Source organism: Gracilibacillus timonensis (assembly GCF_900086715.1).
Classification (GTDB): domain Bacteria; phylum Bacillota; class Bacilli; order Bacillales; family Amphibacillaceae; genus Gracilibacillus; species Gracilibacillus timonensis.
Window position 1 is genome coordinate 396,784 of sequence record NZ_FLKH01000011.1, and the last position, 13,761, is coordinate 410,544.

At 37.2% G+C, this 13,761-nt stretch carries 12 protein-coding genes and 2 pseudogenes; 7 read left to right on the top strand and 7 right to left on the bottom strand.

Annotated features, from left to right (window positions below; all coding sequences use genetic code 11):
* Positions 1-65: 65 nt before the first annotated feature.
* Together BN6556_RS09210 and BN6556_RS09215 are read right to left on the bottom strand one after the other, a co-directional pair.
* On the bottom strand, positions 66-395 hold the full coding sequence (locus BN6556_RS09210) for a hypothetical protein (protein ID WP_066190090.1): 330 nt from the start codon (positions 393-395) through the stop codon (positions 66-68).
* A gap of 694 nt (positions 396-1,089) precedes the next feature.
* On the bottom strand, positions 1,090-1,461 hold the full coding sequence (locus BN6556_RS09215) for a winged helix-turn-helix transcriptional regulator (RefSeq protein ID WP_066190094.1): 372 nt from the start codon (positions 1,459-1,461) through the stop codon (positions 1,090-1,092).
* 205 nt (positions 1,462-1,666) lie between these two features.
* On the opposite strand from BN6556_RS09215, the gene BN6556_RS09220 reads away from it, so the two are divergent.
* On the top strand, positions 1,667-2,707 hold the full coding sequence (locus tag BN6556_RS09220) for an LLM class flavin-dependent oxidoreductase (RefSeq protein WP_066190097.1): 1,041 nt from the start codon (positions 1,667-1,669) through the stop codon (positions 2,705-2,707).
* Positions 2,708-2,767: 60 nt separating this feature from the next.
* A complete protein-coding gene (locus tag BN6556_RS09225; protein ID WP_066190099.1) occupies positions 2,768-3,313 on the top strand; it encodes an NAD(P)H-dependent oxidoreductase in 546 nt (181 codons plus the stop codon).
* 238 nt (positions 3,314-3,551) lie between these two features.
* On the opposite strand, the gene BN6556_RS22625 is transcribed toward BN6556_RS09225, so the two are convergent.
* From BN6556_RS22625 to BN6556_RS09235, 3 genes and pseudogenes are all read right to left on the bottom strand, one after another.
* Positions 3,552-3,848 carry an SDR family oxidoreductase gene (locus BN6556_RS22625; RefSeq protein ID WP_316245323.1) on the bottom strand — a complete coding sequence of 99 codons (297 nt, stop codon included), beginning with the start codon at positions 3,846-3,848 and terminating at the stop codon, positions 3,552-3,554.
* Positions 3,849-4,007: 159 nt separating this feature from the next.
* Positions 4,008-4,589: an NADPH-dependent FMN reductase gene (locus tag BN6556_RS09230; RefSeq protein WP_066190100.1), complete on the bottom strand. Its 582-nt coding sequence runs from the start codon at positions 4,587-4,589 to the stop codon at positions 4,008-4,010.
* A gap of 35 nt (positions 4,590-4,624) precedes the next feature.
* Positions 4,625-5,131: pseudogene (locus BN6556_RS09235) on the bottom strand (IS4 family transposase); the annotation flags it as partial.
* Between the two features lie 70 nt (positions 5,132-5,201).
* On the opposite strand from BN6556_RS09235, the gene BN6556_RS09245 reads away from it, so the two are divergent.
* Positions 5,202-6,358, top strand: a protein-coding gene (locus tag BN6556_RS09245; RefSeq protein WP_205410313.1) for an IS3 family transposase whose coding sequence is annotated in 2 segments (ribosomal slippage) — positions 5,202-5,460 and positions 5,460-6,358 — 1,158 coding nt in all. Because the reading frame shifts where the segments join, the coding sequence is not laid out codon by codon here.
* Between the two features lie 131 nt (positions 6,359-6,489).
* Here BN6556_RS09245 and BN6556_RS09250 read toward each other — a convergent pair.
* Together BN6556_RS09250 and BN6556_RS09255 are read right to left on the bottom strand one after the other, a co-directional pair.
* Positions 6,490-7,359, bottom strand: a pseudogene (locus BN6556_RS09250) (IS4 family transposase); the annotation flags it as partial.
* 651 nt (positions 7,360-8,010) lie between these two features.
* Positions 8,011-8,754, bottom strand: coding sequence for an SDR family NAD(P)-dependent oxidoreductase (locus BN6556_RS09255; RefSeq protein ID WP_066190103.1), 744 nt, complete (start codon positions 8,752-8,754; stop codon positions 8,011-8,013).
* Between the two features lie 319 nt (positions 8,755-9,073).
* Here BN6556_RS09255 and BN6556_RS09260 point away from each other — a divergent pair, with 319 nt between their 5' ends.
* The 4 genes from BN6556_RS09260 (at position 9,074) to BN6556_RS09275 (ending at position 13,761) form a co-directional block, all read left to right on the top strand.
* Positions 9,074-9,970 carry a DMT family transporter gene (locus BN6556_RS09260; protein WP_066190105.1) on the top strand — a complete coding sequence of 299 codons (897 nt, stop codon included), beginning with the start codon at positions 9,074-9,076 and terminating at the stop codon, positions 9,968-9,970.
* A 464-nt stretch (positions 9,971-10,434) separates the two neighbouring features.
* Positions 10,435-11,439, top strand: a complete 1,005-nt coding sequence (locus BN6556_RS09265; protein WP_066190107.1) for a LacI family DNA-binding transcriptional regulator — start codon at positions 10,435-10,437, stop codon at positions 11,437-11,439.
* Positions 11,440-11,616: 177 nt separating this feature from the next.
* Entirely contained in the window at positions 11,617-12,846 is a 1,230-nt protein-coding gene (locus tag BN6556_RS09270; protein WP_066190109.1) for an ABC transporter substrate-binding protein, read from the top strand.
* A 54-nt stretch (positions 12,847-12,900) separates the two neighbouring features.
* A complete protein-coding gene (locus tag BN6556_RS09275) occupies positions 12,901-13,761 on the top strand; it encodes a carbohydrate ABC transporter permease (protein ID WP_066190111.1) in 861 nt (286 codons plus the stop codon).

The following is a 13,761-nucleotide window of genomic DNA, read 5'->3' on the forward strand; positions in this document are numbered from 1 at the left end:
ATTAATCGTGTAAAAGTCAAGAGGTGGGAGGTCGTACAAATGTATGTACGCCTCCTATCGCTTCGTTAGAAAAATGGAATAAGATAGAATGGGAGGATAAATAATAGAGCTAAACCAATTATCATTTTGCTCGTCTTTGAAGAAAATGGTTTGTGATGACGCCAACGATTAGACTGGACCTTATTACGAAAGAGCCATAGCGTGATAAGAAAAACCCCTGCCACTTGCAACCCCATAAGGACAAAGGAAGCTTTTTGATGAGTAATTTCTATGATTTTTTTACCCGTCAAGTTTGATATGACTGTTTCGTTTATGCTACCAAGCAAGAAGAGCAGGATGGCAAATAGTAAAATAGCAGCAAAAAATTCAATGATTCCGAGTAATAACTTTGACATACATTCATCTCCTTTAACGTTCTAGTGTATCATATTTTTCCATGTTAAAGAACAGTATACGAAATAGTGTATATAAGATACAATAGGTCAATTTTATAATTCTTTTTAAAATGTAAAAACGAATTGAATTTTCAAAAGTGTATTTAGAAAATATAGCTGCCACTTCGAATTTCTGTGCCGCTTAAACTTTCTGATCCTTTTTATCGGGATTTTAGAACACACTTATAGTTGAATTATTGATATCTAACAACTAAAGCAAAAGTCTGACCTCAATTATATCTTTGAGAGGTCAGACTTTTTGATAGGTAAAGAAAGCATATAATCCTTGGTATAATAGGACTTGGAATGATGTTGATCTGGAACTTATCGGTAGTACGCATGTTATTTTGATGATATAAGTAAAATGAAATCATGTCTCATGGATATCGGAAAGGTGCTCTTGATCCATTCGTGTGAAGCGCCTTTCAGTAGAGCTGAAAGGTAGCAGTATGATGAGATAACCAAGGCATAAATGCATTTATGCCCCTGGTTACCTCATCATACTGCGTAAATGGATCAAACGAAGAATTATCAGGTAATCATGTGAGCAAAGACTTGCCTGTCACACGTTTTTCTGAATATTTCTAATTTGATTTTCAATATGAAATGGCGAGGAGCCAAATGAAGATATGAATTGTCTCTTGATTGGCAAAAATTATTCCTTAATCAGTTTTTCATTATCTTGCCGATATAAATTTTCCAAATGTTCTAAGTGGTCAAATCCCCAACTTCTCATAGCAATTAATAGCGGCTTTAATCCGTGTCCATATTCTGACATGGAATATTCCACTTTTGGAGGTACTTGATGATAAATTTCCCTATGAACAATGTTATTATATTCTAATTCTCTTAATTGCGAGGTTAACATTTTTCTGGTTATTTCTGGGATAGCTCGTTGTAATTCGCTAAAACGTAATTTTTCATTCTCCATCAGATGGAATAAGATAATCGGCTTCCATTTACCAGAAATAATATCTAACGCAGCTTGAAGTTCTTTACAAGTTTCTCCCTTAGATTGATTTGTCATTGAGTAAACTCCCCTTTATAAAAAATGTTTATTGGTAGAAGCTTTGTATATCAAATAGTTTCTTAAAAGTAACTATGTTTAATTAAAGTGCCTTCTTCCCAAAAAGAAACATTAGGTTTATTATAACCCTAGTGATCAAATAAAAACAACTTTATTATTTGATGCCTCAAAATATATACGAAGGATTAATGTATGGAGGTTCTATATGAATATAAATAGGAATCAATTACAATTTGGGCTGGATACATTTGGTGATATTGCTTATAAAGACGGGACAAAAGAACGAATGAGCTATGAAGAATCATTACGGAACATTGTTGAGGAAGTGAAATTAGCGGATGCACATGGAGTTGATGCGATTGGTTTAGGTGAGCACCACCGTGAAGAATATTCCATCTCAAGCCCTGATACCGTTTTAGCTGCTCTTTCTTTAGTAACGAAGAATATTACTTTAGGTACAGGTGTGACGGTTTTAAGTTCAGATGATCCAGTGAGGTTATACGAGCGTTTTGCGACAATAGATGCTTTATCAAATGGGCGCGCTCAAATGATGATAGGACGTGGAGCCTACACGGAGTCATTTCCGCTTTTTGGTTATCATTTAAAAGATTATAATGAACTTTTTGAGGAAAAGATTGCTCTTCTTCATGAGTTAATTAAAAATGAACCAGTCACTTGGAAAGGAAATCTTACGCAATCATTTGATAATGTTCAAATCTATCCAAAGCTAGATAAAAAACTGGATGTAGTCGTTGGTGTAGGAGGTACTCCTGCGTCTATCGTTCGTGCTGCGAAATATAATTTCCCTGTTGTGTTAGCTATCATTGGTGGAGATCCGGCACGTTTTAGGCCTTTAGTAGATCTTTATCATAAAACAACCCGCGAACTAGGGAAGCCATTGCAATCTATAGGTATGCATTCTCTAGGGGTTATTGCCGAAACGGATGAAGAAGCAAAAGAGATTGCTTGGACCTATGTAAAGGCTACAATGGACAGAGTATCCAAAGAACGAGGTGGAACACCAATGAAAAAAGAACACTTTGAATACCAAGTAAAATATGGAGCTTATTATGTTGGAAGCCCAGAAACAGTTGCACAGAAAATTGCTCAAATGATACCGGCTGTTGGTGTTCAGCGTTTTAATTTAGTTTATAGTGTGGGAGGACAACTTCAAAAACATCGTTTCCAGACCATTCGCCTTTATGGTGAGAAAGTAATTCCAAGAGTGAAAGAATTAATTAAGTAATAAATAGCTATTAAGTTAGCTTAGAAAACCACAAATATGAATAAAAGGAGTTAATATAATATGAAAACATTAGTATTGATATTTCACCCTAACTTGTCTGAATCTCGTGGTAACCGTTATTTAGCGGAAGAAATAAAAAAGCAACCTGATGTTACGATTCATGATGTTTACACGTCTTATGCAGATGAAAAAATAGATGTGCAAACGGAACACGAACTGGTAGAAAATCATGACCGTATCATTTTTCAATTTCCTTTCTTTTGGTATAGTGCACCTCCATTATTAAAAAAATGGTTGGAAGAAGTTATTACCTATGGCTGGGCTTTTGGAACAAACGGAGACAAGTTTCAAGGGAAAGAAGTACTTGTTGCTGTAACTACAGGTGTTGCTGAGGAAGGCTATTCAGCAGAGGGGGACGTTGCATTTACGGTTCCAGAATTATTACGTCCTCTAGAGGCAGCTGCTAATTTTGTCAGTGCATACTATTTACCACCATTTGCACTAAATGGTGTAGGGCACAAATCAGATGAACAGCTTGCAGAAATTGCTAAAGAATATGTGACTTATGCATTAAATCCAGAACTCCGGTTACATGCTATTCACTAATTTAGCAATGATAGAGGCTTAACAAAACAACACAACAGATAAAATAAACCAAACCTCCAGATCAACTTTGATGGGTTTGGTTTATTTCTTTATTCATTAAATCTCGGGTAATATTGTCTAATGATTTTAAGCGTCTCACCATAAAATAATATTATTTTATCCCTTTGGATACCTTATAACCAAAGGAATAATTTACTGAAAATGTAATATTTATTGATTAAGGTGATTAAGAGGGGATTTAGATTAATTTGTGTCCACCTTCTACATGAATAATTTCTCCAGTTGAAAAGCGATTACGCAGCAAATAAATAACTCTCTCAGCTACATCTTCTGGTTTTCCGGCACGATTTACTGGCAATTGTTCTGCAATGGCGTTATAGAATGCCTTTCGTTCTTCTTCAGGCATGCCATAACGTGATGGTGTGTCGATAACTCCAGGAAAGACAACATTCCACCAATAATAACAACTTTTTTGTTTGTTAGTTTCATTTTTACACTTGCCTCTTTTCCATAATATTTTGGATAGACTATTTATATTTGATTATTCATTATGAAAAAACGCCCATAAACCCCTGTCTTAAAATAGAATGTGAAAATATATCTATTTAGTCGAGAGATAATGAGCGTTAACTATCTGAATCACTGAGGTTTATTCAGGGCAGAAAAGCAAAACCTCGCCTGAATAAAGTGTTGATTATACGAAGCTCTTTTCTTTTCTCACAGATTTAAGTGCATTTGACCAGGCAATAACATCATCAATCATCTCGCCAAGTCTTGGTTTATGCACTTCCATTGGTGTGAACGTGGTCATATTTTCAAAATCATTAAATAAGCTGAAGGCACCCTGTGGTTCTACGGTTGCTACTTTTAAGTTTGCTAATGTTGTACGCAGTGCAAGGGAAGCTGCAATTCCTAAAGTAGAACCATAGCTGACGATTCCAGCTGCTTTATGATGCCATTCCATACCTAAATAATCTAAATGATCTTTAAGACCTGAAGGGAAATTTTTATTGTATTCCGGTGTAACAAAAATGAACCCGTCAAAGGAATCAATTTTCCTTGACCATGCACGATGTGCTTCTGTTTCATATTCTTTATTTGCCATCAGAGGCGGTACTGCTTCATTAAAACGTCCAAGTCCACTTTCTTTAATATCAACTATTTCAAATTCTGCATCCGTCTCTTTATTATCTGCAAAATCTTTAATCCATTCTGCAACCTGCAAATTCACACGTACGTCACGTGTACTTCCTGTAATAATGCCAATTCTTGTCATTGTATAACCCTCCGAATAAATTTATATATTAAATCTCAACTTTCGCACACTGAAATAGGCAGGTAAGCCCTGATATAGCTGGGTAAGCCAGCAATCCATTGTTGGACTTGACTTTTGATTAATTTTTGTACCTTTTTGTTGCTCATTTTCAAGGCATCTTCAAGAAGGTCGATCAACTGCTGAAGTGCCACAGCCCAATCGAGATCATGAACTTCATCACATAATTCATAAAACATGCCGCCAAGTGTTCTCTCATCTGTGCTACATCGGTTTTGCCACGAGAGAATAATATATCGTGCGAATACGATGGTCGTATGACTAATTAAGCCGTCATACGAACGACTTTGGAACTCTTTTTGGAGTTTCAAAAGAGATTTTGTTGTTTTGAAAAAAACTTCAATGTCCCATCTCATCCCATAAATACGAATGATTTCTTGATCACTAAGTGTACAATCGGTGCTTAGAATAGCTAACCATTCGCTCTTTTTATTCCGATTACGAACAAAGACAACTTTAATAGGAATGCCATTCGCTTGTGATGATAGTCTAATAATTGGACATACCAAATGGGGATTTTTATACTAAATATAATAATCTCTAGGAGTGTCTAACATGGCAAAACGATATGATAAAGAATTTAAAGTATATGCAGTAAAATTAGTAGTGGAAGATGGAAGGAAAGCAGCCGAAGTGGCAAGAGAATTAGACTTAGTTCCCCAGACGCTGCAAAAATGGGTAGCTAGGTACAAGGAGGACCAAGAGAATAGCTTTGTAGGAAGCGGTAATCGCAGTCCCAAAGATCAAGCTGGGTATGAAAAAGATAAACGGATTCGTGATTTGGAAGAGGAGGTAGCTATTTTAAAAAAGGCTATGGGCATCTTCGCAAAAAAGCCGAAGTAATCTATGGATTTATTCAAGAACACCACCACGAATTTCGTGTAGAGAAGATGTGCCAAGTATTAGGTGTTTCTAAGAGTGGCTATTATGAGTGGAGAGATCGCCCTGTCAGCGATCAATCTAAACGTAAACAAAAGCTAACAGCTCAAATCAAACGCATATTTATCGCATCCAAAAAAAGATATGGCAGTCCTAAAATCACACAGGTTTTACGCAATGAAGGGGTACCTGTTTCTCCAAAAACAGTGTCTCGTATCATGAAGGAAAATGGTTTACGTTCGAAAACAATGAAGAAATATAAGGCGACAACGAACTCCAAACATTCGCATCCTGTCTATCCGAATTTATTAAATCAAGATTTCCGGGCAGATAAACCAGGACAAGTATGGGTAAGCGATATCACGTACATTTGGACCAGAGAGGGATGGTTGTACTTAGCGACCATCATGGATTTGTTTTCCAGAAGGATTATTGGTTGGGCCATGAGTCATCGAATGACCAAAGAATTAACACTCACCGCTTTAAGACGAGCCATTAATCAGCAAACGCCGCAAAAAGGATTAATTCACCATTCCGATAGAGGTAGCCAATATGCGGCTAAAGAGTATCAAGCGCTTTTAAGAAAACATCATATCACCACAAGCATGAGCCGGAAAGGCAACTGTTACGATAATGCATGTATCGAGTCGTTTCATAGCGTGATCAAGAAGGAATTAATCTTTCATGAAGATTATCAAAGCCGAGAAGAAGCAAAGCGTAGTATCTTTTCTTACATCATGACATTTTATAATTCCAAGCGAATTCACTCCACCATTGGATATATGTCACCAATGGCGTATGAAAAAATGTATCTACGTAAAATAGCTTCATAGAAAAGCGTAATTAGCCTCTGTGTTAAAGGAAGGGGCGAACTTCCCCTTCTTTTAACACAGAGGGAAGCAAACGGAGTGCGGTAGGAATTTGAAGAAATTCACCATTTCTAGTGTCCAATTTCTTGACATAGATCCACTTGTGTCGTATGAATCGAACGAAGAATGTCTTTCTTTCCATCTGTTGGTTTCGCAAAACGATAAAGTTCTTTTAAGCTTACACGTTGGCCATTCACAAGGTAACGCTGTTTCAAGTTCTTTACCATGCCAATGACGTCCAAACCTTGCTCTTTTATCTCCTTAACGAGAGGTTGATACGTAAACCAAGAGTCCATCAGCACATAGGAAGCATCTATACCAGCATTCATCGCCCGTTCAACCATACCTGGTATTTGCTCAGGTGCGGTTTGTAATGCTTCGACTCTGCGTTTATAACCGGAACTACGCTTATCAATTTTTGATGATATACCATTGATTTGGCTTTTCTTTGAGCTCAATAATGAAAAGTCCACGGGAATGAACGTTGCACCATCTGACCAACCAAGCGTGAGCATACGGAACCCTTTATAAAAGCGCATCTTTTGAGATGCATGGTCAAAACAGCGAGCTAATAATTCAACCGATTTACTGCGATTACGATCATACGAAGAATCGTCGACAATCAATACTTTTGGGCGATCATGACTCGTTAAGTTGGTTACTTTTTCAATGGTATGAGCGCTTAGAAATAGTAAAAACCTTCTCCAAGCAAAGGTAGATTTGTTTAAAAAACGATAGACAGCATTCTTTTCTGGACATTCATTCGCTTTGTTACTTTGAAGTACTTGATACCAGTTCTTATTTTCAAAGATCAAACAAAAAATCAATTGAAAAAGATAGGCACAAGTAAAACCGACAGACTTTGTAATACCAGCTTTTCTAAGATGTTTAAACACGTCTAATTCTTTAAAAGTGGAAGAAAGTTCATTTGGTAGTTGATTATTGTGGTCATTATTCGCTATCATATAGGAGACACCTCTTCTGTATTGGTAGTGTTTTCTAGACAATTACACTATACCAAAAGTTGAGGTGTTTTTTATACCTATTTCTAATGTCAACGACCATATTTGAACAGTAATAAGCTTTACGGCTAGTTAAATGGAATGCTTCTTTCTAGCTGCGAAAGTTGAGTTAAATCAAATAATAAAAAATTATATTAATTTGATTACTAGGGTTATAATAAACCTAATGTCTCTTTTTGAGAAGAAGGCACTTTATTTAAACCTAGTTACTTTTAGGAAACTAGTTGATATAAAAAGGTTTTGCAGTAGAATTATTAGAGAAAAAATTAAAAATAATAAACCAAACTGTGATGAACAACTTACATTTGCTCTTATTTCAGATAAATAGAAGTCGATGATTTAATTCCATCTTATAGAGAATAATCCATTTCGGAATAGAAGGGATATTTTTGTATGAACTATCTGATTACTTGAAGCAGTCATTGTTTGTACCTTTATAAAATCATGATGATGGACTTATGAATGGAATATTTTATATTGAAGTAAAATTTGGAATGCTTGTTTTTACAAAAAGCAACCGTAATACTCTAAAAAAACAATCCAGGTATATTCGCCTGGATTGTTTTGTGCGTGTTGCTATGCATACATGTTCATTTAAACATCTGTTCCTAAAGTGAGCCCACCATCGACCACAATTTCAGCACCATTACAATAGGCACTCTCATCCGAAGCAAGAAAAGCTGCTACTTGTGCGATATCGTTGGATTGTCCCATTCTTCTTAAGGGTATTGCATCAATTTTATTTAGGTTCAGATTGCTGCCGTTTGCCATATTCGTTTCAATAACGCCTGGATGAATAGAATTCACCCGTATTCCTTTTGGTCCTAACTCGATAGCAGCAGATTTAGAAAGGTTTGATACTGCTGCTTTGGAAGCTGCATAGGCTGCCGCATCATTGATCGGCGCAAAAGCAGAGATAGATATATTATTTATAATGGACCCTTTCCGCTGTTTTTCCATGTAGGGTGCGACGGCTTTGATACCCATAAAAACCCCCAGTTGATTAACATTAACCTGCTGTTGAAAATCTTCTACTGTTGTGTCTAACAGTGGCTTTTTTATGAAAATACCAGCATTATTTATAAGTACATCTATTCTATGATACGTATCTATAACCGTTTGAACTGCTGCTGTCCAATCTGCTACTTTCGTTACATCTAATTGAACAGGGAGAACTTGATTCTGACTGATTTCTAATGAAAGAGTCTCTGCATCTTCAACATTCCTTGCTCCAACAGCAACTTTAGCGCCAAGTGAAGCAAGATGTTTGGCGATCGCCTTCCCTTGTCCACGATTAGCTCCAGTTATGAGTACGACTTGATCGTTTAAATTTGGCATAATTTCTCCTTTGATTTTGATTATTTCCATTAGAATTTACCATAGAAAATGTTATTTTGAAAATTAATTGCTCGATGAATAAAGGAAGTGAGCAGAAGATTGTATGGCTGCTTCCATTATATGAACAGAACCTTTTTATTTGTTTTAAAGACTGTGTTAAATTTTGTGTGAACCAATCAATTTAAAAAATAGACATATCATGCTATTATTATCAGATTCTTGTTTATAATTACGGTTATTTGGAAAGTTGATTTTTGTAGTGGAGATACATGAATCTCTCGTGACTAAGCAACATCAAATCCAAGAGGGGGGATAATAAGTGAAACAGGGAACCATTAATATACTTTTAGTTATCACCACCATTTGCATATCGTTATCCGCAATACTTGTGAAATTATCGGATGCACCTTCCACTGTTATGGTCATGTATCGGATGTTTTTAGCGTGTGTATTTATTTTGCCGATGGTGATAAAATATCGTCATTCGTTTAAAAAGATAAAGCGAAAAGAATGGATTGCCATTATATTTGCTGGTATCTTCCTGGCAGGCCATTTCGGTTTGTGGTTTGAGTCTTTAAAACATACCACAGTGGCGAGTTCAACTTTAATTTTAGCATTGCAGCCAGTAATTGCGTTAATTGGAGGGCTGATTTTCTTCAAAGAAAAAATAGATATTCGCACGGTAATAGCAATGGGAATCGCTTTTATTGGAGTGGTTGTTGTTGGAGGTGGTGGTTTAGGAAGCGGCAGCGCAGCAATGTTCGGAAATATACTGTCTTTCCTAGCTGTGGTTTCTGTAGTGCTTTACTTGATGATCGGCCAACGCAATGTAAAGTCCATTAATCATTGGGTATACAGCTTTTTAGTATTTTTGGTAGCGGGAATGACAGTAGCAGTGTTTAACCTTATTGGTAGTATAGGGTTCACAGGATATAGTACAAATGACTGGCTTGTTTTTATCATGCTGGCGATTTTTCCGACTGGAGCCCATATTATTTTTAACCTGTTATTAAACCATGTAAATACAACAACTGTTTCCATGAGCACTTTGGGAGAACCGGTTGGTGCATCGATGTTAGCCGTTATTCTTTTACAGGAAATACTTACTCCGGTAGAGATGATTGGCGGCGTTTTAATTATTGTCGGGATATTCTACTTTTTACGGTTGCAATCAGGTTCGAAACAAGTTGCACCTAGAGAATCGGAAAACCTGTAATCTAATGTGTGGAGAGACAGGGTGTTTATTACGATGAGGTATGGAATTGGGATTTACGTTTTTAGAAAAATATGCCAATACAGCAACTATCATTTGACGTGGTGGTTGCTATATTATTAACTTTTTCCAATGAAACCACTTGGATAACAATTATTGCATTAACAAAAAAATTGTGTCAAAACAATCTTAAAAAGGTGAGAACATGATATCATGCAAAATAAAATCTGTTTGCTGATTTTGGTGATTGGTTTGTTATGTAGTTTGATTTAACTAGAAGTGATAAAAAAATGTGCTAGTTAGCTTAGCTATGCAGATGGGATTCATTTTAATCCTTGCTGTATGAAGTTTTATGATAATAAATGATATGTTAATAGAGTCTTATAAAAAAACTCACTCTTGCAATTCATCATTTTTCATGATACTATCTTTTTAGTAAACGTTTACGTTGAAAGGGGGCATGTATAATGACTGTGACGATTAAGGATGTAGCTAAAAAAGCGAATGTATCCATTGCAACCGTTTCAAGAATCCTCAATCATAAGCCTGGATTTTCGAAGGAAACGGAAGATAAAGTATTGCAGGTTATTGAAGAATTAGGATACTACCCCAATGGAGTGGCGCGTGGTTTAATTAGTAAACGAACTCATACTATCGGCGTTTTAGTACCGGCGATTTCCAGTATGTTAATGTCAGATTTTATTAGTGGCATGGAACAGGTCACTCATGCCTATGGATCAAGTGTTATCGTTTGCCACACAGAGCAACAAGGACAGAAAACAACCCAATATTTGCAATTATTACAAGAGAAGCAAGTAGATGGGATTGTATTTACAAGTGAAGTGTTATTGCAAGAGCATTATCAATTAATGAAGGACATGGGAAAACCAATCGTCCTTTTATCAACAGAATCATTCGATTTTCCTGTACCATATGTAAAGGTAGATGACCGTCGGGCGGCTTATAGTGCAACCGAATATTTGATTCGAAAAGGCCACCAAAAAATAGGTATGGTCAGTGGTAGCAGGGAAGACAGTATTGCAGGTCAGCCGAGGATAGACGGTTTTATTGCAGCGATGAAAGATCATGATTTACCAGTAACAGAAACCTCTATTGTTCCCATTGGTTTTGCTTTTGAAGAAGGTGTCAAAGGATTTACCGAGTTAATCGGTCAATTCCCTGATATCACTGCTGTATTTGCGGCTAGTGACGAGGCAGCTTTAGGCGTGCTTTCTGCTGCTTATCAGATGAATATCAAGGTTCCTGAACAATTATCGGTGATTGGTTATGATAATCTTAGAATGGCTGAAATGAGTATACCGCCATTAACAACCGTAGCACAGCCTTCTGTGGAAATGGGGAAAAAGGCAGTTGAAATGATTTTTGACATGTTGGCTTCGGCTACAACAGTAGAAAGTCGCATCTTTCCACATACCATCATCGAAAGACAAAGTGTGCGAGCATTATCTTGAAAGATGCATCTGTTTGATACGTAAACGTTTACGTATGCAGTAAACGTTTACGCTGAGGTGAAAAAATCCCGGCATGTTCATGTCTTGCGATCCATACTTTTTCGAGGTATTTATACCCTGATAGTGAGGATGATATAGATAGACATCAAGTAAATGAGATAGGATGGAGGATTTTAGATGAAAAGGATAACGAAAGGACTAGCGGCTGCAGGAATCATGACCGCATTATTTTTAACAGGTTGCAGTAGCGGAGGCGATGATGGACAAGTAACAATTGAATTATTCTCCAATAAATCGGAGAATTTTGATACGTACAATGGTTTAATTGAAGAGTTCGAGCGTCAGCACCCTGATATTAATGTAGAACTAGAAGCCCCGCCAGAGGCTGAGACCGTACTGAAAACCAGATTAGTAAAAGAAGATGTGCCAGATGTGATGTCGATAGGTGGAAATGCGACATATGGTGAACTGGCTCGTGCAGGGATTTTTCATGACTTTTCGGAGTCGGATGTGTTGGATAAGGTGCAGCCTTCTTACTTAGAAATGCTTGGGTTGTTAGTAGGATCAGAGGATGATGGTATATACGGTGTTCCCTACGCAACTAATGCAAATACCGTTATCTATAATAAGCAAAAAGTAGAGGAATTGGATATAGAGATTCCTCAAACATGGGATGAGTTTATCGCCGCATTAGAAACAGCAGAAGAAGCAGGTGAGTTGCCGATTAATTTCACTTTGCAAGAGGCGTGGACCGCGATGCCAATTTGGAATGGGATTGCAGGTAATGATGTATCGGAGGAATTTCCTGAGCTTAAGAATCAGGGGCAGGCTACCTTTGTCGAAGCATATGACAGGGTCGCTGATAAAATGTTGCAGCTGTTAGATTATGGTCGCGATGATAACTTTGGTATTGGTTATAACGATGGGAATAACAGTTTTGCTAATGGAGAAGGGGTCTTTTATATTCAAGGTAACTGGGCGATTCCGGATGTTTTAAGTGCCAATCCTGATGTGGAACTCGGTACCTTTGCGTTGCCGTCTAGTAATCAAGCGGAAGAAAATGATTTAGTTTCAGGTGTGGACGTTGCCTTGACGGTTAGTGAAGATACAGATCATAAAGAAGAGGCTTTAACGTTTATCAATTTTATGGCTGAACAGGAAATCGCTCAACGTTATATCGATGAACAGAGCGCCTTTTCTGCCTTTCAGGGAGTGTTGCAGGAAGATCCAATATTTGATGGGATCAGAAGGAACTTTGAGGAAGATCGTTTGACTGGCTTTCCGGATCACTTTTATCCTGCAGGGTTATCTGCCGAAAATTTAATCCAAGGCTTTTTGATTGATAAAGATAAACAAACTGCACTACAAACATTAGATAATGAATGGGACAAAGTCATTAATCGTTAAATGGACGAGTTCCCTTAACAAATTATTAAATCAATATACAAAGGAGAGGTTATCGTGGCGAAAAAAAATCGCACCTATCTATTGATGGTTATTCCAGCCCTCGTCATCTTTTTCACCTTTCATACGTATCCCGTCTTAATGGGTATATTTTATAGTTTTACCGACTATGCAGGATATGGAGAGTGGGATTTTACAGGATTTAGCAACTATTTGAATGTGTTTCAGGACGGACGGGCTTTAAGCTCCTATGGCTTTACCTTTCAGTTTGCCATCGCGTCTACCATTCTTGTCAACATTGTCAGTTTACTTATTGCATTAGGGTTGAACGCTAATATTAAATTTCGTAAGACCTTACGTGCAACTTACTTTATCCCTTTTATATTAAGTGTGTTAATTGTAGGTTATATCTTTAAGTTTATGTTTACGCATTTACTGCCAGACTTGGGAGAAGCACTGGGGATTGGATTCCTATCCTCTAATATTCTTGGTAATCCAGATTTGGCATGGCTTGGCGTTGTTGCTCTAGCGGTATGGCAGTCAGCTGCGTTTAACACATTGCTTTATTTAGCAGGTTTGTCAACGATTGATAATGAATTATATGAAGCGGCTAACATTGATGGAGCAGGACCATGGGCTAAGTTTTGGAAGATCACTTTTCCATTAATCGCGCCATTTTTCACGATTAATATGGTGGTAGCGATGAAGAACTTCCTCATGGCATTTGATCAAGTAGTGGCCTTAACGAATGGTGGTCCTGGACAAGCGACAGAATCGATATCCTTATTGATTTATCGTGGTGGTTTTGAAGGCGGCGAGTTTGCCTATCAATCAGCCAATGCCGTGATCTACTTTATCGTGATCGTTGTCATTTCAATCTTTCAACTACGAGTACTTGAACGAAGAGAGGTGAAGTAA

What these genes read in the sequence shown, in the direction of transcription:
- BN6556_RS09210 (WP_066190090.1), bottom strand. Translation starts at nt 395, where the DNA reads ATGTCAAAGTTATTACTCGGAATCATTGAATTTTTTGCTGCTATTTTA.
- BN6556_RS09215 (WP_066190094.1), bottom strand. Translation starts at nt 1,461, where the DNA reads ATGACAAATCAATCTAAGGGAGAAACTTGTAAAGAACTTCAAGCTGCG.
- BN6556_RS09220 (WP_066190097.1), top strand. Translation starts at nt 1,667, where the DNA reads ATGAATATAAATAGGAATCAATTACAATTTGGGCTGGATACATTTGGT.
- BN6556_RS09225 (WP_066190099.1), top strand. Translation starts at nt 2,768, where the DNA reads ATGAAAACATTAGTATTGATATTTCACCCTAACTTGTCTGAATCTCGT.
- BN6556_RS09230 (WP_066190100.1), bottom strand. Translation starts at nt 4,589, where the DNA reads ATGACAAGAATTGGCATTATTACAGGAAGTACACGTGACGTACGTGTG.
- BN6556_RS09255 (WP_066190103.1), bottom strand. Translation starts at nt 8,754, where the DNA reads ATGCCAAATTTAAACGATCAAGTCGTACTCATAACTGGAGCTAATCGT.
- BN6556_RS09265 (WP_066190107.1), top strand. Translation starts at nt 10,435, where the DNA reads ATGACTGTGACGATTAAGGATGTAGCTAAAAAAGCGAATGTATCCATT.
- BN6556_RS09270 (WP_066190109.1), top strand. Translation starts at nt 11,617, where the DNA reads ATGAAAAGGATAACGAAAGGACTAGCGGCTGCAGGAATCATGACCGCA.